The following is a 19,793-nucleotide window of genomic DNA, read 5'->3' as shown; positions in this document are numbered from 1 at the left end:
AAAAACGTAAAGGATGTCCCCGGTTTCGTTTGTAAAGGATGTTCCCGTTTCTACATCGCGAAGGCGTCGGGTCAGTCAACATCTCTGTTGAAAGTGAACCCGCATTCGCGAGCAAGCCCGCTCCCACATTGGATCTTCGGCGAACGCAGGATTTGCATTTGACCTCAATCTCCTGTGGGAGCGGGCTTGCTCGCGAAGAGGGTGTGTCAGTCGACCCATCATTGACTGACACGACGCATTCGCGAGCAAGCCCGCTCCCACAGTTGATCCAGGTGTTCAGGATTTGCCGGGCCAGGCGCTAACGAACTCGGCGAGGTCGACTTTCTCGGCAACCCGCGGCTCTTTCTGCGGCGCGCCGAGGTACAGGAAGGCAATCACCTCTTCCCCGTCCGTCAACCCCAACCCTTTGGCCACATGCGCCGAGTACGCCAGTTCACCGGTACGCCACACGGCACCAATGCCTTGGGCATAGGCCGCCAGCAGAATCCCATGGGCCGCGCACCCCGCCGCCAGCAATTGCTCGGACTTCGGATACTTGACGTGATCCTGCAACCGGGCAATCACCACCACCACCAACGGCGCCCGCAGCGGGCCGTTGCGCGCCTTGTCCAGCGCTGCTTCGGAGACTTCGCTGTCCTGCAACTTCGCCGCTTCGGCCAGCAGTTCACCCATTTGCTCGCGGGCCGTGCCTTCGACGGTCAAAAAGCGCCACGGCTGCAAATGGCCGTGGTCCGGCGCACGCAGCGCAGCGCCAAACAGCACTTCCCGCTGCTCGGCGCTCGGGGCCGGTTCGACCAGTCGTGGAACGGAAACACGGTTGAGCAAAGCGTCGAGAGCCTGCATCGGCCACCTCCAGAGAAAAATGTGCAGCTATTCTAGCCCCAAGCGCTCCGGGCTGTCGGTTTACATGGCAGACCCCGCAGGTAGAATGGCGCCCTTCCCACTATCAGCCCGAGCGGACTTCATGGCGTTGCCGACCTTACGGATCATTGGTTTCATCATCGGCATCTTCCTGATCACCCTGGCCATCGCCATGGTCGTGCCCATGGCCACCCTGGTGATTTTCGATCGCACCAGCGACCTGCCCTCGTTCCTCTGGGCCAGCATGATCACCTTCGTCGCCGGCCTCGCCCTGGTGATCCCCGGTCGCCCGGAACACGTGCATCTGCGGCCACGGGACATGTACCTGCTGACCGTCAGCAGTTGGCTGGTGGTGTGTATCTTCGCCGCGTTGCCGTTCCTGCTGACCCAGCACATCAGCTACACCGACTCGTTCTTCGAAAGCATGTCCGGCATCACCGCCACCGGCTCCACCGTGCTCAGCGGTCTGGACAAGATGTCCCCCGGCATCCTGATGTGGCGCTCATTGCTGCACTGGCTCGGCGGCATCGGGTTTATCGGCATGGCGGTGGCGATTCTGCCGCTGTTGCGCATCGGCGGCATGCGCCTGTTCCAGACAGAGTCGTCGGACCGCTCGGAAAAAGTCATGCCCCGCTCGCACATGGTGGCGCGCCTGATCGTGGCGGCCTACGTCGGCATCACCATCGTCGGCAGTCTGGCGTTCTGGTGGGCCGGGATGAGCCTGTTCGATGCGATCAATCACGCGATGTCGGCGATTTCCACCGGCGGTTTCTCCACCTCCGACGAATCCCTGGCCCACTGGAAACAACCGGCGGTGCACTGGGTCGCGGTGGTGATCATGATTCTTGGCAGCCTGCCGTTCACCCTGTACGTGGCGACGTTGCGTGGTAATCGCAAAGCACTGATCAAGGATCAACAGGTTCAAGGCTTACTCGGGATGTTACTGGTGACCTGGCTGGTGCTCGGCACCTGGTACTGGTGGACCACCAACCTGCATTGGCTGGATGCCCTGCGACACGTGGCGTTGAACGTCACCTCCGTGGTGACCACCACAGGATTTGCGTTGGGGGACTACAGCCTGTGGGGCAATTTCTCGCTGATGTTGTTCTTTTATCTGGGCTTTGTTGGCGGCTGTTCGGGCTCGACGGCCGGCGGGATCAAGATTTTCCGCTTCCAGGTCGCCTATATCCTGCTCAAGGCTAACCTTAACCAGTTGATTCACCCTCGGGCGGTGATCAAGCAGAAGTACAACGGCCACCGCCTCGACGAAGAGATCGTGCGCTCGATCCTGACCTTTTCCTTCTTCTTCGCCATCACTATCTGCGTGATCGCGCTGCTGTTGTCGCTGCTGGGCGTGGACTGGATGACCGCGCTGACCGGCGCCGCCAGTACCGTGTCCGGCGTCGGCCCGGGGCTGGGCGAAACCATCGGCCCGGCGGGCAACTTCGCCACCCTGCCGGACGCCGCCAAGTGGATCCTCTCGTTCGGCATGCTGCTGGGCCGACTGGAGATTATTACGGTGTTCGTTCTGTGTATTCCGGCGTTCTGGCGTCACTGACCTGCTTCGGCGCATCCATCAGCCGCGCCCGGTACTCGCCGGGCGTGGCATCGAACCAACGGCGGAAGGCGCGGAAGAAGTTGCTCGGGTCGGCAAACCCCAACAAGTAGGCAATTTCCAACAGGGTCATGGTTGGTTGCGCCAGGTACTGCTCGGCCAATTCGCGGCGGGTGTCATCGAGCAAGGTCTGGAAACTCGTGCCTTCTTCCTGCAAGCGGCGCTGCAAGGTGCGTTGCGACAGGTGCAACGTCTGCGCCACGGTATCGCGCTTCGGCTCGCCCTGGGGCAGCAAGCGGCATAGCACCTGCCGGGCCTTGTGGGTCACGCGGCTTTCCGAGAACCGCGCCAGGTACTCGCCGGCAAAACGGTCATGCAATAGCGCCATGGCTTCGTTGGCAGTCGGTAGCGGCGCTTCCATATCGGCGCGCTCGAAGATCAACGCATCGTAAGGCGCGTTGAACACCAGCGGCGCATGGAAGGCTTGTTTATAGGGTTCAAGGTCGGCGGGTTCATCGCCCTGCACCAGCACTTTGCGCGGTTGCAGGGTGCGGCCGGTCAGCCAGCCGCACAGCGCCAGGGCACAGGCCAACGAGGCTTCGGCGCTTTGCCGGGTCGGAGGCAGGTGATCGCCGTGGACCGTCAGGATCAACGCGTAACCTTCGTCCAGCAATCGGAAGCTCAGGTCGGCACTTTCGGCAATGATCCGCTGGTAACGCACCAGCCGCTGAAAGCCTTCGGCCAGGGTCTGGCTGGACATCAGCGCGTAGCCGGCCACATGAAAGGATGCCGGTCGCACCACTTTGCCCATGTTCAGGCCGATGGCCGGGTTACCGGACAGCTCGACCGCGCGCTGCCAGAGCCGCGTCATGGAGTCTTGCGGGAAGCGCGCATCCGGATCATCCAGTGCCGCGTAGTCGAGCCCTAGCTGCTTGAACAGAACCCGGCAATCCAGGCCGTCCATCTCCAGTGCTTTGACAATCCCCATCGCCCAGCTTGCAGAAGTCGTTCGTTCGCTCATGGCGTGTACTTACATGATGAGCCGCATGCTACGGCCAATTACCGAAGGATACTAAAGTGGCGCCTATTGTCACTGGCTGATGCCAATGATCACTCTAGACTCAAATAAGCTACCCGCCGAACAACTTGCCATCAGAACAATAACCACAGAGATCGCAGTCGTGGAAAACACCAAGCGTTTCAATAGCTTCGCTGAGTTCTACCCGCACTACCTCAGCGAACACAGCAACAGTACATGCCGACGATTGCACTTCATCGGCACCACCCTGGTTATTTTCATCCTGGCCCTGACCATCGGCAGAGGCGCCTGGCTGCTGTTGATCGCCCTGCCCCTGGCCGGTTACAGCTTCGCCTGGGTCGGGCATTTCTTCTTCGAGAAGAATCGTCCCGCGACCTTCCAGCATCCGTTCTACAGCCTGCTTGGCGATTTCGTCATGTACCGCGACATGATTCTGGGCCGCGTGCCGTTCTAGGCTTCCCGGGCCAGCAATGCGTCCTGTGCAGACAGTGTGGTCGTGGATCCAACTTCTACACTCAATCCATCACTTTGCCAAAACAAGAAGATCACCGATGAACGCCAATGCCCGCTTCACCCACATGCAGGACGGCACGCAGGAAGACTGGGCGATCATCGCCGCAGACTTCAGTGCCTACGCTCGACAATTGCCGACACGGATTGTGGCGCACCTGAAGTTGCTGGAGGGTGACTTTGGCGGCTTCCCGGTGGATCGCCTGACCCACTCCCTGCAAACCGCCACCCGTGCCTTTCGTGATGGGCGCGACGAGGAATACGTGGTCTGCGCCCTGCTCCACGACATCGGCGACACCCTGGGCTCCTACAACCACCCGGACATCGCCGCAGCGATCCTCAAGCCCTTCGTCAGCGCCGAGAATCTGTGGATGGTGGAAAAGCACGGGATTTTCCAGGGCTATTACTTCTTCCATCACCTGGGGATGGATCGGCACCTGCGCGAGCAATTCAGCGGACACCCGCAGTACCAGGCGACCATTGAGTTCTGTGCCAAATACGATGCGGCGGCGTTTGATCCGTCGTATGAGACCCTGCCGTTGAGCTTCTTTGAACCTATGATGGAACGGTTGTTTGCCCAGCCGAAGAACTCGATCTACAAAGCAGCGATGGAAGAACACGCACCGGCCTGAACACCCACCGAAACCCAATGTGGGAGCGCGCTTGCTCGCGAAAGCGGTGGGTCAGACAAAACATTCGTTGACTGACCCACCGCTTTCGCGAGCAAGCCCGCTCCCACAGGGGATTTGTGGCAAATCGACGACTACGCCGGCTCCGCGACCTTCACCGCTTTCAACTCCGCTTCCCGCGCCTGGGCATCGGCCAGGCGATACAACTCGATCGAGCCGTCCCAATGCTCGATCAGCGCCGTGCACGACTCCACCCAATCCCCGCAGTTGAGGTAATCCACCCCGCCGACCTTGCGGATTTCGGCATGGTGAATGTGCCCGCACACCACGCCATGCAACTCGCGTTTCACGCATTCGTGGGCAATGGCTTCTTCGAAGTCGCTGATAAAGCTGACCGCGGTTTTCACTTTGTGCTTGAGGTACGCCGACAGCGACCAATAGCCGTAGCCATAACGGGCGCGCCAGTGATTGAGCCAGCGGTTGAGGGTCAGGGTGAATTCGTAGGCCGAGTCGCCGAGGAAGGCCAGCCAACGGTGATAGCGGGTGATGACGTCGAACTGGTCGCCGTGGATCACCAGCAGATGACGGCCATCGGCGGTCACGTGCACCGCTTCGTCCACCAACTGGATGTTGCCCAGGATCAGCTTGGAGTAACGACGCAGGAATTCGTCGTGGTTGCCGGTGACGTAGATCACCTCGGTGCCACGCTTGCTCATGGTCAGCAAACGGCGGATCACGTTGGTGTGAGCCTGGGGCCAATACATGCCGCTGCGCAGTTTCCAGCCGTCGATGATATCGCCGACCAGATAGACTTTGTCAGCGTGGTAGCCCTTGAGAAACTGCGACAGGTGCTCGGCCTGGCAATCCCTCGTGCCCAGATGCACATCGGAAATCCATAGCGTGCGCACACGTTGTTTACGGCTGGGTTTGGCGAGCTCGGCGCTGGTCATGGGCAACCCTCTGCGATGTTTTTACAAGCTTGCGCCGGTCGGGTTAATTGCCCATGACAGTGGCGAGTCATTCCTGTGACACGACTCGGCCGGTGTAGACTGGCCGCATCTTGCCCGGAGACCTGCGATGAGACCGCTCCTCACGCTGCGCCAATACACCGACGACCTGATCATCCACAGCCACGACCACGCGCAACTGGTGTTCGGGCTCTCGGGTGCGCTGGACTTCGAAGTCGACGGGCGCGGCAGCCAGGTGATCCAGCAGAGTTTCGTGGTGGTCCCGTCCGGCATGCACCACGCATGTGGCAGCCCCAATGGCAGTCGCTGCCTGGTGCTGGATGTGCCTGGCGAACAATGGATTGCCCAGTCGCTGGGCGATCACGCCGACGCCAGCCGCCGCTTGCTCGACAACGCCGGGCGCCTGCCGCTGGATGCCGGGCAAAGTCAGTTGGTCAGTTGGCTGGCGAACAGTCCGGTTAGCGATCCGTTGATTGCTCAGCAAGGCGCGGTGCTGTTGCTGGCCAGCCTGAACAATGTCAAACCGGACGTCATGGGCGGGCGACGCCTGCCGTATGCGGCTCTGAATGCGCACATCGACCAGCATGCCGCCTATCCGCTGCAAGTGGCCGACCTGGCGCGAATTGCCGACCTTTCCAGTGCCCGGTTGCACGCACGGTTCGTGGCCGAATGCGGGCAGACGCCGATGGACTACATCCGCAGTCGGCGGTTGCACATGGCGGTGGGCATGTTGCGGGATACGGCATGGCCGATTGGCGAGATTGCCAGCCGCGTGGGTTACAGCTCACAAAGTGCCTTTGCGGCGGCGGTGTTGCGCGAGTTTGGCGCCTCGCCCGGCAAATTGCGCCGCGAGGCGAATGTCGGTACGAGATAGATCAAGCAATGAATAACCTGTGGCGAGGGAGCTTGCTCCCGCTGGACTGCGCAGCAGTCACTTCTTTGAGGCCGCTTCGCAGCCTGACGGGAGCAAGCTCCCTCGCCACAGGTTTAGTGCCAGGCTGAAAATAGGCTGGCGACAAAAGTCGATAGTCTGCCGACAGACAGGCCGAGTCATTACGCGGTTCAATGGCCCGACTCAACTCGCTTATCAAGGACTGCAATGACTCCCCGTACCGCCCTCGGCGCCCTGCATATCGGCGCATTGATGTTTGGCCTGACCGGCGTGTTCGGCAAACTCGCGGCCGCCTCCCCGGCGGTCATTGTTTTCGGCCGTGCGGCGTTCGCGGTGCTAGCGTTGGCGTGTTTTGCGCGGTTCGCCAGCAGCACTCGCTGGCAAAAACTCGAAGCCGTGGACTGGCGTCGTCTGGTGCTCAGCGGCTTGCTGCTGGCCGGGCACTGGGTGAGTTTTTTCATCGCGGTGAAAGTCGCGGGGGTGGCGATTGCGACCCTGGGCTTCGCCAGTTTCCCCGCGTTTACGGTGATCCTCGAAGGGCTGATTTTCCGCGAGCGCATCCGTGCCAATGAAATCCTGCTGGTGGTGCTGGTCAGCGTCGGCCTGGTGCTCGTCACCCCCGCCTTCGACCTGGGCACCGGCGCAACCGTCGGCCTGCTCTGGGCGGTGGGTTCCGGTTTGCTGTTCGCCCTGCTGTCCCTGACCAACCGGGCCAGTTCCGGGCGCATCCCGGCGGTGCAAGCGGCGCTATGCCAGAACGTGGTAGTCGCGCTGTGCCTGCTGCCGGTGGCGGCGCCGCAGTTGAGCGAGGTGCGCGCCCTCGACTGGCTGTGGATCGGCCTGCTCGGGGTGTTCTGCACCGGCGTGGCCCATAGCCTGTTTGTCGCCAGCCTCGCCGTGATCAAGGCGCGGACAGCGGCGGTGGTGTTTGCCCTGGAACCGGTCTACGGCATCACCGTTGCCTGGCTGCTGTTCGATGAAAATCCGACCCTGCGCATGCTGCTTGGCGGCGCGTTGATCATCGTCGCTATCGTGGTCAGCAGCCGGTTATCCGGCAACAGCAAGAACGCCGTGGCCGCCGAAGCCGCCTCTCACTGAGTGCGGTCGTTGTGCCCGAGGTCGCGGTCCGGGTCAATCTGATCCCGGACCCGCTGCTTCAGCACCTTGGCCTCGGGAAAACCACCGTCGGCCTTGCGCTCCCAGATTTGCACCTCGTTACAAAAGATATGAAAGACCCCACCCGTGCCCGGCACCAGGGACACCTTGCCCAGGTCGTCGCCAAAAGTACTGAGCAGTTCCTGGGCCAGCCAGGCGGCGCGCAACAGCCATTGGCATTGCGTGCAGTAAGTGATGACGATTTCCGGTTTTTGCATGGTCATGATCGCTGAAACTCCTGAGCCAGAGGGGCGCCGCTATAATAGCCGCCTTTGTCGCTTGCCCCGAGATTCACGATGCGCCGTTTATTCTGTTGCCTGTTGCTTTGCCTTTTCCCGTTGATCGTCCAAGCCACCGATGCGCCCCGACCGAAAATCGGTCTGGTGCTGTCCGGCGGCGCCGCCCGTGGCTTGGCGCACATTGGCGTGCTCAAGGCGTTGGAGGAACAAGGCATCAAGATCGATGCGATTGCCGGCACCAGCATGGGCGCGGTAGTCGGCGGGCTGTACGCCTCGGGTTACAAAATCGATGAGCTGGAAAAACTGGCGTTGAACATCGACTGGCAACAAGCCCTGTCCGATGCCCCGCCGCGAGAAGACGTGCCGTTCCGGCGCAAGCAGGATGACCGGGACTTCCTGGTCAAACAGAAACTCAGCTTTCGCGACGACGGCAGCCTCGGCCTGCCGCTCGGGGTGATCCAGGGCCAGAACCTCGCCCTGTTGCTGGAAAGCCTGCTGGCCCACGCCAGTGACACCCGGGACTTCGACAAACTGCCGATCCCGTTCCGCGCCGTGGCCACGGACATTTCCACCGGGGAAAAAGTGGTGTTCCGCAAAGGTCACCTGCCCCAGGTGATCCGCGCCAGCATGTCGATCCCGGCGGTGTTCGCCCCGGTCGAACTCGGTGGTCGGCTGCTGGTGGACGGCGGCATGACCGACAACATCCCGCTGGACGTGGCGCGGGAGATGGGCGTCGACATCGCCATCGTGGTCGACATCGGCACCCCGCTGCGCAATCGCAAACAACTGACCACTGTGGTCGATGTACTGAACCAGTCGATCACCCTGATGACCCGGCGCAACTCCGAAGAACAACTCGCCGCCCTGCACAAGGACGACGTGCTGATCCAGCCACCGCTGGCGAGTTTCGGCGTGACCGATTTCGGCCGCGCCCAGGAGATGATCGACGCCGGTTACCGCGCCACCAGGATTCTCGCGCCACGCCTGGCCCAACTCAAACCGGCGCAACCCCTGGACGCCGAGCTGACCGCCGCCCGGGCACCGAGCCAGCGCACGCCGATCATCACCGCGATCAAAGTGGAAAACGACTCGAAAGTCGGCGACGACGTAATTCGCTACTACATTCGCCAACACGTCGGCGAACCGCTGGACATGGGTCGCCTGCAAACCGACATGGGCACCCTGTACGGCCTCGATTATTTCGAGCAGGTGCAATACCGCGTGGTGCACAAGGGCGATGATCACACCCTGGTAATCAGCGCCCGGGGCAAACGCAGCGGCACCGATTACCTGCGGGTCGGCCTGAACCTGTCGGACGATATGCGCGGCGACAGTGCTTTCAACCTCGGCGCCAGTTACCGGGTCAACGGCATCAACCGCCTCGGCGCGGAATGGCTGACCCGGGCGCAGATCGGCGACAAACAGGAACTCTACAGCGAGTTCTATCAGCCGCTGGACGTCGGTTCGCGCTACTTCATCGCGCCCTACGCCGCGTTTGAAGCGCAGAACGTCGACGCCGTGCTGGATAACGATCCGATCGCCCAATACCGCGTCGAACGCTACGGCTTTGGCCTGAATGTCGGGCGGCAGATCGGCAACAGCGGCGAAATCCGCTTCGGCGTCGGCGAGGCCTGGGGCAAGGCGGACGTGCGCATCGGTGATCAGGATCTGCCGAGCGAAAGCTTCAACGAAGGTTTTTACGAGTTGAAGTATTCGTTCGATTCGTTCGACAACGTTTACTTCCCCCACGAAGGCAAGGACATCGCCCTGGCGTTCCGTCAGTTCGAACCGGGGCTGGGCTCGGACAAGCGTTACCGCCAATGGGAATTCAAACTGGACAAGGCCATGAGCAGCGGGCCCGACACCTTCATCCTCGGCGGGCGCTATGGCCGCACGCTGGATGACGCCAACGTCGTTACTTCAAGCTTCCTGCTCGGCGGCGCACGACAGTTGTCGGGCTTTCGCGAAGATGCGATTTCCGGGCAGAACGTCAGCCTGATGCGCGGCGTTTACTACCGCCGCCTCACGCCACGCTCGTACCTGCCGCTGGACTTCCCGCTGTACATCGGCGGCTCGCTGGAACGGGGCCGGGCGTGGAATAACGACAATGAGTTCGACAGCGGCTACATCAACGCCGCCAGTGTGTTCATCGGTTTCGACACGCCGCTGGGGCCACTGAACTTCAGTTATGGCTTCAACGATGCGGATGAACAGGCGGTTTATTTGAATTTGGGGCAAACGTTCTAGCGCGAGCACCACGGGTCAACTGTGGGAGCGGGCTTGCTCGCGAAGGCGGAGCGTCAGCAACGGTGATGTTGACTGATACGACGCCTTCGCGAGCAAGCCCGCTCCCACAATTGGATGGTGGTGGCAGGGTTAGCGGATACCGGCCAGCAGATTTCGGGCGGTTTGCTTCAGGGGCTCGTCGCCCTCTTTGAGCAATTCATTCAGCAACTCAATGGCGCTATCCAGATCACCATCATCGATGCAGTTCTGCGCCTGCTCCAGTTTGCCAACGCTACCCGGCATGGGCTCAAGTTCCAGCGCCGGGCCCGGCTCGTTGAAGGCATCGAGGAAGTTGTCGTCCAACGGTTCCACGTCGGGCACGGCGTCCCATTCCAGCTCGGGTTCGCCCAGCGTCGGCTCATGGGGCATTTCGTAGACATCGGGCATGACGTGCAGATTTGAGGTGAACGCCGGTTCGTCTGGTGGCGGCTGAGTCGACGGTTTGTTCGTTGGCGGCGAATCTGCGAAGGGGCTGACCAGATCCCAATTGGAATCCATCGACAGGTCGTCCAGGTTCAACTGGAATTCGTCGCCGGCTGGCGCTTCGGGCAGCACAACCGCCGCCGCTGCGACGGGTGCAACGACTGCGACCGGTGCGACAGTGGCCAGTTTCGGGTAACGAGCGCGGATGTCCGCCAGTTGCTGCGGGTCAAACCCGGCGTTACGCAAGCTGCTTTCCTGGGCATCATAGGCCGAAGCATCCCCTTGCTTGCCCAGCACTTCCAACAATTGCAGCGCCAGGTCGGTACGCTGTGGCTCCTTGGCCAACGCCTCGCGCAACAGGCCGGCGGCTTCGGAAAAGCGGCCATAAGCCAGGTAGATGCCGACGCCTTCCAGTACATCGCCGGCGGGAGTTTCTTCACGGTGAACGGGGGCCGGCGCAACGCTGATGGGCTGTGGCGACACATCCCGCACGGGTTCATCACGGGCTATCGATAACGGTTCGGTCAGCGTCTGTTGCCGCTGACGGCGAACAAACAGGCCCACTATCACCAGCAGCACCAACGCCAGCAACCCGGCAATCATCAGCCAGTTGCTGTCCTCAGGCGCTTCAACCACAACCGGCGCAGGAGCCACGGCCACCGGCGCGACCACAGGTTTCTGCGCGATTTCGGACATTCGGGTCTGCAAGTCGCTGACCTGCTTTCGCTCATCGGCGATTTGCCCGTCCTGGGTCTTGAGCCGGGCGTTCAATTCATCGATGGTTTTTTGCAGCTGCTGGTTTTGCAGCACGCTGGCGGCCAGTTGTTCGGCAACTTCGTCGTTTACCGGCGCGGCAGGTGGCTGGGCAACAGCGGGGGCAGGCGTTTTCGCCGGGGATTTACCTTGCGGGGCCTGTGCTGGCGCAACCGCTGGCTCTACGCTCGGGAACCCGGAGGTCGGGCTCTTGGCCGAAGGTTCGTCAGTGGCCGGGACAATTCCCGGCGAACCCGGTGGATCGATCAGTACCGTGTATTCGCGCAGCAGTCGTCCGTTGGGTTGATTGAGCTGCACCAGGAAGTTCAGGAACGGTTCATTGACCGGTTTGCTGGAGGTCACTCGGATCAGCGCGCGGTTGCCCCGCAGGATCGGGGTGAATTTCAGATTGTTGAGAAAAAACACCCGCTCGACGCCTGCCCGGCCAAACTCATCGGCCGTCGCCAGGCTCACCGACAGATCGCTTTGCGCCAGCCCCGTGGCATCCACCAGGGTGATGTCGGCGCTGAACGGCTGGTTCAACGCCGAATGCACGGTGATGTCACCTAACCCGAGGGCCGGTGCCAATGCCGAGTAAGTGACCACACCGCCGACCAGAACCAGTCGGGTGCAATACCGCAATACCACGTGCCAACTCTCGAGCATGAGCATCCCTTAGATTAAGCAGAACCAACCTGTACGCGTTCGCACATCCGGTACGAACACGATATTGCCTAGTAGTTCTTTATAGTCTGCCCAACGGGGTATCTCAAAAATCCGGCGCGTGCTTTTACCTCAAGATTTTTCGAGGTTGCCCAGGATATGACCGTGCACACGCATGCAAACCTTCAAATCCGCCTCATCGACGCCTTCAAACAGCTCGTGGCGCAGTTGCGTGGCAATGGTTTCGATTTGTTCGATCAACGGCAGGGCAGGAGCACAGAGGACGATTTTCTTCGCCCGACGGTCTTCCAGCACCGATTGACGCTGCACCAGGCCTTGGGTTTCCAGGCTGTCGAGCAGTCGGGCCAGGGTCGGCCCTTCGACGCCGACGCTCTGCGCCAGTTCGCGCTGGGTTGGCGCATCGTCGAATCGCGCCAGGTGCAGCAGCACCAGCCAGCGCGCCTGGGACAGGCCGAGGCCAGCGAGACGGCGGTCCAGTTCGGCGCGCCAGCCACGAGACATCTGGGCCAATTGCATGCCAAAGCGGTGTTGATCGGTTAACGGCATAAAAAACTCATGGTTAGGCTGAAATAGAGAAAATCTAATTGTTAGTCAGCTAAGCATGACCTTTCGCTATAGGCAAGGCTTGCTCTGTACTGAATCGTTACATCTATGCGGTGGGTCACCTAAATCTCGAATTCAGATTGCAGCGCCGCACGCACGCAGTACAAAACCCCTTCCGGCACGCGACCGGCAAACAACGCGGCAATCTCCGCCACCGGCGGCAACTCGCCTTCGCCGTCGAGGAATGCATCCTGGATCTCGCCCATCAGCTCTTCTGGCAGATCCAGCGCCTGCTCCAGTGACAGTTGCTGCTTGCCGATGGCTTCGGCGAGCATGGTATAGACGTTCTTTTCCGAGCATTGCAACTGACCGGCAATCTGCAGCGGCGTCATGCCGGCCCGGGCCAGGGTGATCAGCTCGTGACGGACGTCAGCCACCACTTTCGGCGCCTCGACCTGGCCGCCGAGCACTTCGAGGAAGGCTTCGCCGTAACGTTCCAGCTTGCGGGCGCCGACGCCGCTGACCGTGGCCATTTCCGCCAACGAAGTCGGCTGGCTGCGCAGCATTTCGAGCAAGGTCGAGTCGGGAAAGATGACGTAAGGCGGCACGCCGTGTTCTTCGGCGAGCTTGCGTCGCAGGGCGCGCAGGGCTTCCCACTGTTCGCGCTCTTCGCCACGCACCAGTTGGCTCGCCTGGCTCTTGCTGCTTTTGGCGGTGGTTTGCGGCTTGAGGTCGCGGCGCAGCTCCAGGGTCACTTCACCCTTGAGCAGCGGCCGGCAGGTGTCGCTCAGGCGCAGGCCGCCGTAGCCTTCCAGATCGATGTCCGCGAGGCCACGGGCAACAAGCTGGCGGAACAGCGAGCGCCATTCGCTCTCCCCCATCGCCTTGCCGACGCCGTAGACCGACAGGTGCTGATGGCCGAAGCTGCGCACCTTTTCGTTGTCCTTGCCCAGCAATACGTCCACCAAATGACCGACGCCATAGCGCTGGCCGGTGCGATAGATTGCCGAAAGCGCCTGACGGGCCGGTTCGGTGGCATCCCAGGTCTGCACGCCGTCGACGCAGTTGTCGCAGTGGCCACAGGGCTCGGGCATGTCTTCATCGAAGTAGGCCAGCAAGGTCTGGCGGCGGCAGCGGGTTTCTTCGCAGAGCGAGAGCATGGCATCGAGCTTGTGCTGCTCCAGGCGCTTGTGGCGTTCGTCGCCTTCGGAGTTTTGCAGCATCTGCTTGAGCATCACCACATCTTGCAGGCCGTAGGCCATCCAGGCATCCGCCGGCAAGCCATCACGGCCGCCACGACCGGTTTCCTGGTAGTACGCCTCAAGGGATTTCGGCAAGTCGAGGTGAGCGACGAAACGCACGTTGGGTTTGTCGATGCCCATGCCGAACGCCACGGTGGCGACCATGATCAGGCCTTCCTCGTTGAGGAAGCGCTTCTGGTGGTGGGCGCGGGTTTCGTTGGGCAGGCCGGCGTGGTACGGCAACGCCGGGAAGCCTTGTTCGCTGAGGAACACCGCCACTTCGTCGACTTTCTTGCGCGACAGGCAGTAAACGATGCCCGCATCGCTGCGCCGTTCGGCTAGGAACGCCAGCAATTGCTTGCGCGGCTGCTCCTTGGGCACGATGCGGTAGAAGATGTTGGGACGGTCGAAACTCGACAGGAAACGCTCGGCATCCTGCAAATGCAGGCGATCGACGATTTCTTCACGGGTGCGCTTGTCGGCGGTGGCGGTCAACGCGATGCGCGGAACGTTGGGGAACAATTCCGCCAATTGGCCCAGTTGCAGGTATTCGCGGCGGAAGTCGTGGCCCCATTGGGATACGCAGTGCGCTTCGTCGATGGCGAACAGGGCAATTTCAAGGCTTTGCAGGAAGGCCAGCATGCGCGGCTGAACCAGGCGCTCAGGCGCCAGGTAGAGCATTTTCACTTCGCCGCGCTTGATCCGGGCGGCCAAGTCGCGCTGCTGTTCGGCGCTCAGGGTCGAGTTCAGTGCGGCGGCGGCCACGCCCAGTTCTTCGAGGGTCGCGACCTGGTCGTCCATCAACGCGATCAGCGGCGACACCACCACCGCCAGGCCTTCGCGCAGCAGCGCCGGGACCTGGAAGCACAGGGACTTGCCGCCACCGGTAGGCATCAATACCAAAGCGTCGCCGCCATTGGCCACGCGCTCAATGATTGCACCCTGGCGGCCACGGAAACTGTCGTAGCCGAAGATGTCCTTGAGGACGCGTTGAGCCTGTTCGAGCATAAAAACTCCAAAAATCACCGAAACATCCCTGCAAGGCTGGTTCAGAACCACGAAGGCTGCACTGACAAATCGTAAGTGCGCATTGCATGACGCTTCACATCTCAGCCGCGACGCCAGCAGGGCATCACAAAACGCGGGAGTATACCCGAGCCCTTCCCGGCAAAGGGTGCCGCTGATAAGACACATCAGGACAAACACCGGCCAACCCTGTGGGAGCGGGCTTGCTCGCGAAAGCGGTGGCTCAGTCAACATTGATGTTGAATGTAATGCCGCCTTCGCGAGCAAGCCCGCTCCCACAGGGAATAAGGCGCAAATATCCCGCGCGGCTGGCCTGAGGGCTCAAGAAGGCCTAGAATTCCCGCATCTGTTTAATTCCCCAAGGTAGCTTTTAATGTCCTTCGCTGAGCAACTAACCCGCCTGCAAGTCTTCCTCGACGCTGATGAACTGCATGACGAGGCGCTGGACTACGTGGCCGCCCACGGCTACCTCACCGCGCTGTCGATCTGTTCCGAAAGCGTTCCAGACCGTGAATGGATCGACGCCCTCTTCGCCGAAGAGCCGCATTACGCCGACGACACCGAGCGTGAAGCGATCGAATCGACCCTGCTGGCCCTCAAGGCTCACATCGCCCGCCAACTGGCGTCCGACGAAGAATTCGAGCTGCCGTGCGACCTGGATCTGGGCGAAGAACCGGATGATTCCGACCTGCGCGGCTGGTGCATCGGTTTCATGGAAGGCGTGTTCCTGCGCGAAGCGGCCTGGTTCGAAACCGCCGAAGACGAAGTCAGCGAAATGCTGCTGCCGATCATGGTCGGTTCCGGTCTGTTCGACGAACAGCCTGAGTTCGAGGACATCGCCAAGGACGCCAACCTGATGGACGACATGATCGTGCAGATCCCGGAAGCCCTGACCGCGCTCTACCTGCTGTGCCAGGCGCCCGACGAAAAACCGGCGATCCTCAAGCCACGTCACCACTAAGGTCTTGCCTATGGACAAACCCATAGGCCACCGCTCCCTGATGTTGCGCTACGTGCTGCTGGCCATCGGCTGGTTGAGCGTAGCGTTGGGGGTGATCGGGATTTTCCTGCCGGTATTGCCCACCACGCCGTTCCTGCTGCTGGCGGCCGCCTGCTTCGCCCGCAGTTCGCCGCGTTTCTATCAGTGGCTGGTCGAGCATCCGCGGCTTGGGCCGTGGATTCGCGACTACCTGGACGGCAACGGCATTCCGCTCAAGGGTAAGGTCTACGCCATCGGCCTGATGTGGGCGAGCATCCTGTTCTCCTGCTACCTGGTGCCATTGCCTTGGGCGCGAGGATTTATGTTGACCAGTGCGGTTCTGGTCACCGTTTACATCCTTCGGCAGAAGACGCTGCGCAAGACTTGAGACTTGAGTGTTTGCGGTAAAGATCGCAGCCTGCGGCAGCTCCTACAGGGTATACACCAAACCCTGTAGGAGCTGCCGGAGGCTGCGATCTTTTGCTTTTTGCGCCAACAATCAACCCTCCCCCACCCAAAACACCACCTAAACTCCAGGCATCTGCACCCGAGCAGCCAGACATGTCTTGCAGTCGGCGTCGTCCAGGATGGCCAGCGCTCCGACTTCGGTTCGGCGGTTGGCTGCTGGCGGCATTTTTGCTGGCCGGGTTGGGCAGTGTCGGCGCCGACTGGGATTTCGGGCAAATCCTGCAAACCGCCGAAAAAAGCTACGGCCCCCTCGGCCCCGCCAAGGGGCGAATCGAGGCCTGGAACCAAATGCTGCAAGGCGAACGCAACCAGCCAGAGCGCGAGCAACTGAACGCGGTCAATCGCTTCTTTAACCAGCAATTGAGTTTTCAGGACGACACCCGCATCTGGCAGCAAATCGACTACTGGGCCACACCAGAGGAATCCCTGATCAAGGGCGCCGGCGATTGCGAGGACTATGCCCTGGCGAAATATTTCAGCCTGCGCCAGCTCGGGGTGCCCAGCGAAAAACTGCGCATCACCTACGTCAAGGCCCTGACCCAGAACCAGGCGCACATGGTGCTGACGTTCTACAGCAATCCCACGGCCGATCCGCTGGTGCTGGATAACCTGATCGGCGACATCCGCCCCGCCTCGCAACGCAAAGACCTGTTGCCGGTATACGCCTTCAACGCCGAAGGCCTGTACCTGCCGGGCGCCAATGGCGGCAAGCGCAGCAGCGATTCGAAAAAGCTGTCGCGCTGGCAAGACGTGTTGAAAAAGATGCAGGCCGAAGGGTTCGCCGTGGGCGACGGCTAGCCGCCAGAGCAAGGAGCGTTTATGTCACTGCGCAAACAGTTGTTTCTCGCCATTTGCCTGTTTCTGCTGGTGGCGTTCAGCGGCAGTTTTTTTGTCAGCCTGGAAAGCTCCCGCGAGCAGATGCTCAGCCAGTTGCGCTCCCACGCCCAAGACGCCGCTACGGCACTGGGGCTGTCGCTGACCGCGCAAATCGACGACCCGGCGATGATTGAGTTGATGGTCAGCTCGATTTTCGACAGCGGCTATTTCAACAGCATCCGCGTGGTCGACATTGCCACTGAACAGGTGCTGGTGGAACGTGACGCCCCGGCGCGGATCGAGGGCGTGCCCGGCTGGTTCGTCCGTCTGGTGAACCTGCATCCCCAAGGCGGCGATGCGTTGATCATGCGCGGCTGGGAGCAGGTGGCCCGGGTCGAGGTGTTGAGCAATCCGCAGTTCGCCCTGGCCAAACTCTGGGACAGCACCCTCGGCAGCCTGGTCTGGTTGCTGTTGTGCGGCGTGTTCAGCGCGATGTTCGGCGGCTGGATGCTGCGCCGGCAATTGCGGCCCCTGGACAAAATGGTCAAGCAGGCCGAAGCCATCAGCAAACGGGAATTCCTCAGCCTGCCAAAACTGCCGCGCACCCCTGAGCTGAAACGGGTGGTGCTGGCCATGAATCAGATGGTGGAGAAGCTCAAGGCGCTGTTCGCCGAAGAGGCGGCGCGCAGTGAAAAGCTGCGCGCCGACTCTTATCAGGACAGTCTCACCGGGCTGGCGAACCGGCGCCTGCTGGACGAGCAACTGGCCGATCACTTGCTGATCAGCGAACAGAGCAGCAACGGCTACTTGCTGATGCTGCGGATCAACGACTTGGCGGGGCTCAATCAACGTCTGGGCGGCCAGCGCACCGATGCCTTGATCGGTGCCGTCGCCGAGCTGCTCAAACGCTTGACCCAAGTTCCGGAGCGGCGCACCTGGCTGGCGGCACGCAATCGCGGCGGTGAGTTCAGCCTGCTGACCCCGGGCCTGGACGACAAGGATGCCGCGCGCCTGTGCGCCGAGATCAGCGCCACCCTGGAAAACCTGCGCCTGACCGGCGCCAGCGACAGCATGCCCGTGGCGCATCTGGGCAGCGTCGCCTACCAACCGGGCGAGCCGGCCAGCGACGTGCTGTTGCGCCTCGATCAAGCCTTGACCCAGGCCCAACATCATCCTGAGCGGCCATGGGTGCATCTCGATCACGCCAGCACCGCGCCGAACCAGACCCAACATGACTGGCGCAACTGGATCGACGATGCCCTGACCCACGGCAAATTGCAGCTGTATTTCCAACCGGTGGTGCAATGCGCCGACACCAGCCAGGTGCTGCACCACAAAGTCCTCGCGCGCCTGCTCGACCCGCAGGGCGAGGCGATCGCCGCCGGGCACTTCCTGCCCTGGATCGAGCGCCTCGGCTGGTCGGCCCGCTTCGACCTGGCCATGCTCGACGCCACCCTCGACTACCTCGCCGCCAACCGCTGGCCCCTGGCACTGAGCCTGTCCGGCACCACCCTGCGCGAAGCTGGTTCGTTGCAACAAATCCTCCAGGCTCTCGACTCCCTGCCGGAACTGGCGCCGCTGCTGGTCCTGGAAATCGACGAACGCCAACTGCCACCGCCCGAGGAACTGCAGCGCCTGAGCCATAGCTTGCTCAGCACGGGGTATCGCATCGGATTGCAGCATTTTGGCGGGCGCTTTAGCCAGATCGGCAACCTGACGCAATTGGGGTTGGCGTACTTGAAGATTGATGGGGGTTACATTCGGGGGATTGATGAGCGGCGGGATAAGCGGCTGTTTATCGAGGCGATCTTCAGAGCGACCAACAGCATTGATTTGCCGTTGATTGCGGAGATGGTTGAAACGCAAGGGGAGTTGGAAGCGATCAAATCGTTGGGGTTGTTTGGCGTCATGGGCCGGTTGATCGGGCCGCCGGAGCCGATGTGATGTCGCCAGTGGCACCGCGTTATCGTTCTTCGCGAACAGGGGGATGGTGTTACGCGTACCCCCTGTGGGAGCGGGCTTGCTCGCGAAAGCGGTGTGTCAGCCACCATCAAGATTGAATGTACTGGCCTGTTCGCGAGCAAGCCCGCTCCCACAGGGGGAGATTGGTGGCGTGCACAGCAGTCGCGTACGACGCAGTTCAATTGTGGGAGCGGGCTTGCTCGCGAAAGCGGTGTGTCAGTCACCATCAAGGTTGAATGTGCTGGCCTCTTCGCGAGCAAGCCCGCTCCCACAGGGGGAATGGTGGCGTGCACAGCAGTCGCGTAAGACGCAGTTCAATTGTGGGAGCGGGCTTGCTCGCGAAAGCGGTGTGTCAGTCACCATCAAGATTGAATGTACTGGCCTCTTCGCGAGCAAGCCCGCTCCCACAGGGGAGATTGGTGGCGTGCACAGCAGTCGCGTACGACGCAGCTCAATTGTGGGAGCGGGCTTGCTCGCGAAAGCGGTGTGTCAGCCACCATCAAGATTGAATGTACTGGCCTCTTCGCGAGCAAGCCCGCTCCCACAGGGGAGATTGGTGGCGTGCACAGCAGTCGCGTAAGACGCAGTTCAATTGTGGGAGCGGGCTTGCTCGCGAAAGCGGTGTGTCAGTCACCATCAAGGTTGAATGTGCTGGCCTCTTCGCGAGCAGGCTCGCTCCCACAGGGGGGAATGGTGGCGTGCACAGCATTTGCTGCTCGACGCAGAACCAATGTGGGAGCGAGCCTGCTCGCGAAAGCGCTCCA

The 19,793-nt window shown here is 61.4% G+C and carries 17 protein-coding genes; 10 read left to right on the top strand and 7 right to left on the bottom strand.

The window, feature by feature from the left end; translation table 11 throughout:
* Positions 1-276: 276 nt before the first annotated feature.
* Positions 277-843 carry a nitroreductase family protein gene (locus BK665_RS14170; protein ID WP_123406452.1) on the bottom strand — a complete coding sequence of 189 codons (567 nt, stop codon included), beginning with the start codon at positions 841-843 and terminating at the stop codon, positions 277-279.
* A gap of 121 nt (positions 844-964) precedes the next feature.
* Between BK665_RS14170 and BK665_RS14165 the strand changes: the two genes are divergently transcribed.
* Positions 965-2,419 carry a TrkH family potassium uptake protein gene (locus BK665_RS14165; RefSeq protein WP_123406450.1) on the top strand — a complete coding sequence of 485 codons (1,455 nt, stop codon included), beginning with the start codon at positions 965-967 and terminating at the stop codon, positions 2,417-2,419.
* Here the strand turns inward: BK665_RS14165 and BK665_RS14160 are convergent.
* Positions 2,376-3,437 (bottom strand): AraC family transcriptional regulator, encoded by a 1,062-nt coding sequence (locus tag BK665_RS14160; protein WP_221179252.1) that lies wholly within the window; start codon positions 3,435-3,437, stop codon positions 2,376-2,378. The genes BK665_RS14165 and BK665_RS14160 overlap by 44 nt on opposite strands.
* 160 nt (positions 3,438-3,597) lie before the next feature.
* Here BK665_RS14160 and BK665_RS14155 point away from each other — a divergent pair, with 160 nt between their 5' ends.
* Complete coding sequence (locus BK665_RS14155; protein ID WP_123406447.1) at positions 3,598-3,909, top strand: Mpo1-like protein; 312 nt, start codon at positions 3,598-3,600, stop codon at positions 3,907-3,909.
* Between the two features lie 97 nt (positions 3,910-4,006).
* Positions 4,007-4,597, top strand: coding sequence for an HD domain-containing protein (locus tag BK665_RS14150; protein WP_123406445.1), 591 nt, complete (start codon positions 4,007-4,009; stop codon positions 4,595-4,597).
* A gap of 131 nt (positions 4,598-4,728) precedes the next feature.
* Here BK665_RS14150 and BK665_RS14145 read toward each other — a convergent pair whose 3' ends face one another.
* A complete protein-coding gene (locus BK665_RS14145; protein WP_095051704.1) occupies positions 4,729-5,544 on the bottom strand; it encodes a UDP-2,3-diacylglucosamine diphosphatase in 816 nt (271 codons plus the stop codon).
* Positions 5,545-5,671: 127 nt separating this feature from the next.
* Here BK665_RS14145 and BK665_RS14140 point away from each other — a divergent pair, with 127 nt between their 5' ends.
* Positions 5,672-6,436 carry a helix-turn-helix transcriptional regulator gene (locus BK665_RS14140; RefSeq protein WP_123406442.1) on the top strand — a complete coding sequence of 255 codons (765 nt, stop codon included), beginning with the start codon at positions 5,672-5,674 and terminating at the stop codon, positions 6,434-6,436.
* A 225-nt stretch (positions 6,437-6,661) separates the two neighbouring features.
* The gene (locus BK665_RS14135; RefSeq protein ID WP_123406441.1) at positions 6,662-7,552 is read left to right on the top strand and encodes a DMT family transporter; all 891 of its coding nucleotides are present in this window, start codon (positions 6,662-6,664) and stop codon (positions 7,550-7,552) included.
* On the opposite strand, the gene BK665_RS14130 is transcribed toward BK665_RS14135, so the two are convergent.
* Positions 7,546-7,833 (bottom strand): Rdx family protein, encoded by a 288-nt coding sequence (locus BK665_RS14130; RefSeq protein WP_054049193.1) that lies wholly within the window; start codon positions 7,831-7,833, stop codon positions 7,546-7,548. The genes BK665_RS14135 and BK665_RS14130 overlap by 7 nt on opposite strands.
* Before the next feature lie 72 nt (positions 7,834-7,905).
* Here BK665_RS14130 and BK665_RS14125 point away from each other — a divergent pair, with 72 nt between their 5' ends.
* Positions 7,906-10,095, top strand: a complete 2,190-nt coding sequence (locus BK665_RS14125; protein ID WP_123406438.1) for a patatin-like phospholipase family protein — start codon at positions 7,906-7,908, stop codon at positions 10,093-10,095.
* A 129-nt stretch (positions 10,096-10,224) separates the two neighbouring features.
* Here the strand turns inward: BK665_RS14125 and BK665_RS14120 are convergent, their stop codons facing one another.
* The 3 genes from BK665_RS14120 to recQ all read right to left on the bottom strand — a co-directional run bounded on the left by BK665_RS14120 (position 10,225) and on the right by recQ (position 14,786).
* Positions 10,225-11,976 (bottom strand): motility hub landmark protein FimV, encoded by a 1,752-nt coding sequence (locus tag BK665_RS14120; protein WP_123406436.1) that lies wholly within the window; start codon positions 11,974-11,976, stop codon positions 10,225-10,227.
* A gap of 129 nt (positions 11,977-12,105) precedes the next feature.
* A complete protein-coding gene (locus BK665_RS14115) occupies positions 12,106-12,540 on the bottom strand; it encodes a MarR family transcriptional regulator (protein WP_123406434.1) in 435 nt (144 codons plus the stop codon).
* A gap of 119 nt (positions 12,541-12,659) precedes the next feature.
* Positions 12,660-14,786, bottom strand: a complete 2,127-nt coding sequence (gene recQ, locus BK665_RS14110; RefSeq protein WP_054049185.1) for a DNA helicase RecQ — start codon at positions 14,784-14,786, stop codon at positions 12,660-12,662.
* A gap of 391 nt (positions 14,787-15,177) precedes the next feature.
* Here recQ and BK665_RS14105 point away from each other — a divergent pair, with 391 nt between their 5' ends.
* The 4 genes from BK665_RS14105 (at position 15,178) to lapD (ending at position 19,011) form a co-directional block, all read left to right on the top strand.
* On the top strand, positions 15,178-15,765 hold the full coding sequence (locus tag BK665_RS14105; protein WP_030130067.1) for a UPF0149 family protein: 588 nt from the start codon (positions 15,178-15,180) through the stop codon (positions 15,763-15,765).
* Between the two features lie 10 nt (positions 15,766-15,775).
* A complete protein-coding gene (locus BK665_RS14100; protein ID WP_123406432.1) occupies positions 15,776-16,171 on the top strand; it encodes a YbaN family protein in 396 nt (131 codons plus the stop codon).
* A gap of 173 nt (positions 16,172-16,344) precedes the next feature.
* Positions 16,345-17,049 carry a cysteine protease LapG gene (lapG, locus tag BK665_RS14095; protein WP_123406430.1) on the top strand — a complete coding sequence of 235 codons (705 nt, stop codon included), beginning with the start codon at positions 16,345-16,347 and terminating at the stop codon, positions 17,047-17,049.
* Between the two features lie 21 nt (positions 17,050-17,070).
* Positions 17,071-19,011 carry a cyclic di-GMP receptor LapD gene (lapD, locus tag BK665_RS14090; RefSeq protein ID WP_123406428.1) on the top strand — a complete coding sequence of 647 codons (1,941 nt, stop codon included), beginning with the start codon at positions 17,071-17,073 and terminating at the stop codon, positions 19,009-19,011.
* The last annotated feature ends 782 nt before the right edge of the window (positions 19,012-19,793 follow it).

It is taken from the genome of Pseudomonas frederiksbergensis (assembly GCF_003732665.1).
GTDB lineage: Bacteria > Pseudomonadota > Gammaproteobacteria > Pseudomonadales > Pseudomonadaceae > Aquipseudomonas > Aquipseudomonas frederiksbergensis_G.
This window is presented reverse-complemented; position numbering and strand designations above follow the sequence as displayed.

What these genes read in the sequence shown, in the direction of transcription:
- BK665_RS14150 (WP_123406445.1), top strand. Translation starts at nt 4,007, where the DNA reads ATGAACGCCAATGCCCGCTTCACCCACATGCAGGACGGCACGCAGGAA.
- BK665_RS14145 (WP_095051704.1), bottom strand. Translation starts at nt 5,544, where the DNA reads ATGACCAGCGCCGAGCTCGCCAAACCCAGCCGTAAACAACGTGTGCGC.
- BK665_RS14160 (WP_221179252.1), bottom strand. Translation starts at nt 3,437, where the DNA reads ATGAGCGAACGAACGACTTCTGCAAGCTGGGCGATGGGGATTGTCAAA.
- BK665_RS14170 (WP_123406452.1), bottom strand. Translation starts at nt 843, where the DNA reads ATGCAGGCTCTCGACGCTTTGCTCAACCGTGTTTCCGTTCCACGACTG.
- BK665_RS14135 (WP_123406441.1), top strand. Translation starts at nt 6,662, where the DNA reads ATGACTCCCCGTACCGCCCTCGGCGCCCTGCATATCGGCGCATTGATG.
- BK665_RS14100 (WP_123406432.1), top strand. Translation starts at nt 15,776, where the DNA reads ATGGACAAACCCATAGGCCACCGCTCCCTGATGTTGCGCTACGTGCTG.
- BK665_RS14120 (WP_123406436.1), bottom strand. Translation starts at nt 11,976, where the DNA reads ATGCTCGAGAGTTGGCACGTGGTATTGCGGTATTGCACCCGACTGGTT.
- lapD (WP_123406428.1), top strand. Translation starts at nt 17,071, where the DNA reads ATGTCACTGCGCAAACAGTTGTTTCTCGCCATTTGCCTGTTTCTGCTG.
- recQ (WP_054049185.1), bottom strand. Translation starts at nt 14,786, where the DNA reads ATGCTCGAACAGGCTCAACGCGTCCTCAAGGACATCTTCGGCTACGAC.
- BK665_RS14130 (WP_054049193.1), bottom strand. Translation starts at nt 7,833, where the DNA reads ATGACCATGCAAAAACCGGAAATCGTCATCACTTACTGCACGCAATGC.
- BK665_RS14115 (WP_123406434.1), bottom strand. Translation starts at nt 12,540, where the DNA reads ATGCCGTTAACCGATCAACACCGCTTTGGCATGCAATTGGCCCAGATG.
- BK665_RS14125 (WP_123406438.1), top strand. Translation starts at nt 7,906, where the DNA reads ATGCGCCGTTTATTCTGTTGCCTGTTGCTTTGCCTTTTCCCGTTGATC.
- BK665_RS14105 (WP_030130067.1), top strand. Translation starts at nt 15,178, where the DNA reads ATGTCCTTCGCTGAGCAACTAACCCGCCTGCAAGTCTTCCTCGACGCT.
- BK665_RS14140 (WP_123406442.1), top strand. Translation starts at nt 5,672, where the DNA reads ATGAGACCGCTCCTCACGCTGCGCCAATACACCGACGACCTGATCATC.
- BK665_RS14165 (WP_123406450.1), top strand. Translation starts at nt 965, where the DNA reads ATGGCGTTGCCGACCTTACGGATCATTGGTTTCATCATCGGCATCTTC.
- lapG (WP_123406430.1), top strand. Translation starts at nt 16,345, where the DNA reads ATGTCTTGCAGTCGGCGTCGTCCAGGATGGCCAGCGCTCCGACTTCGG.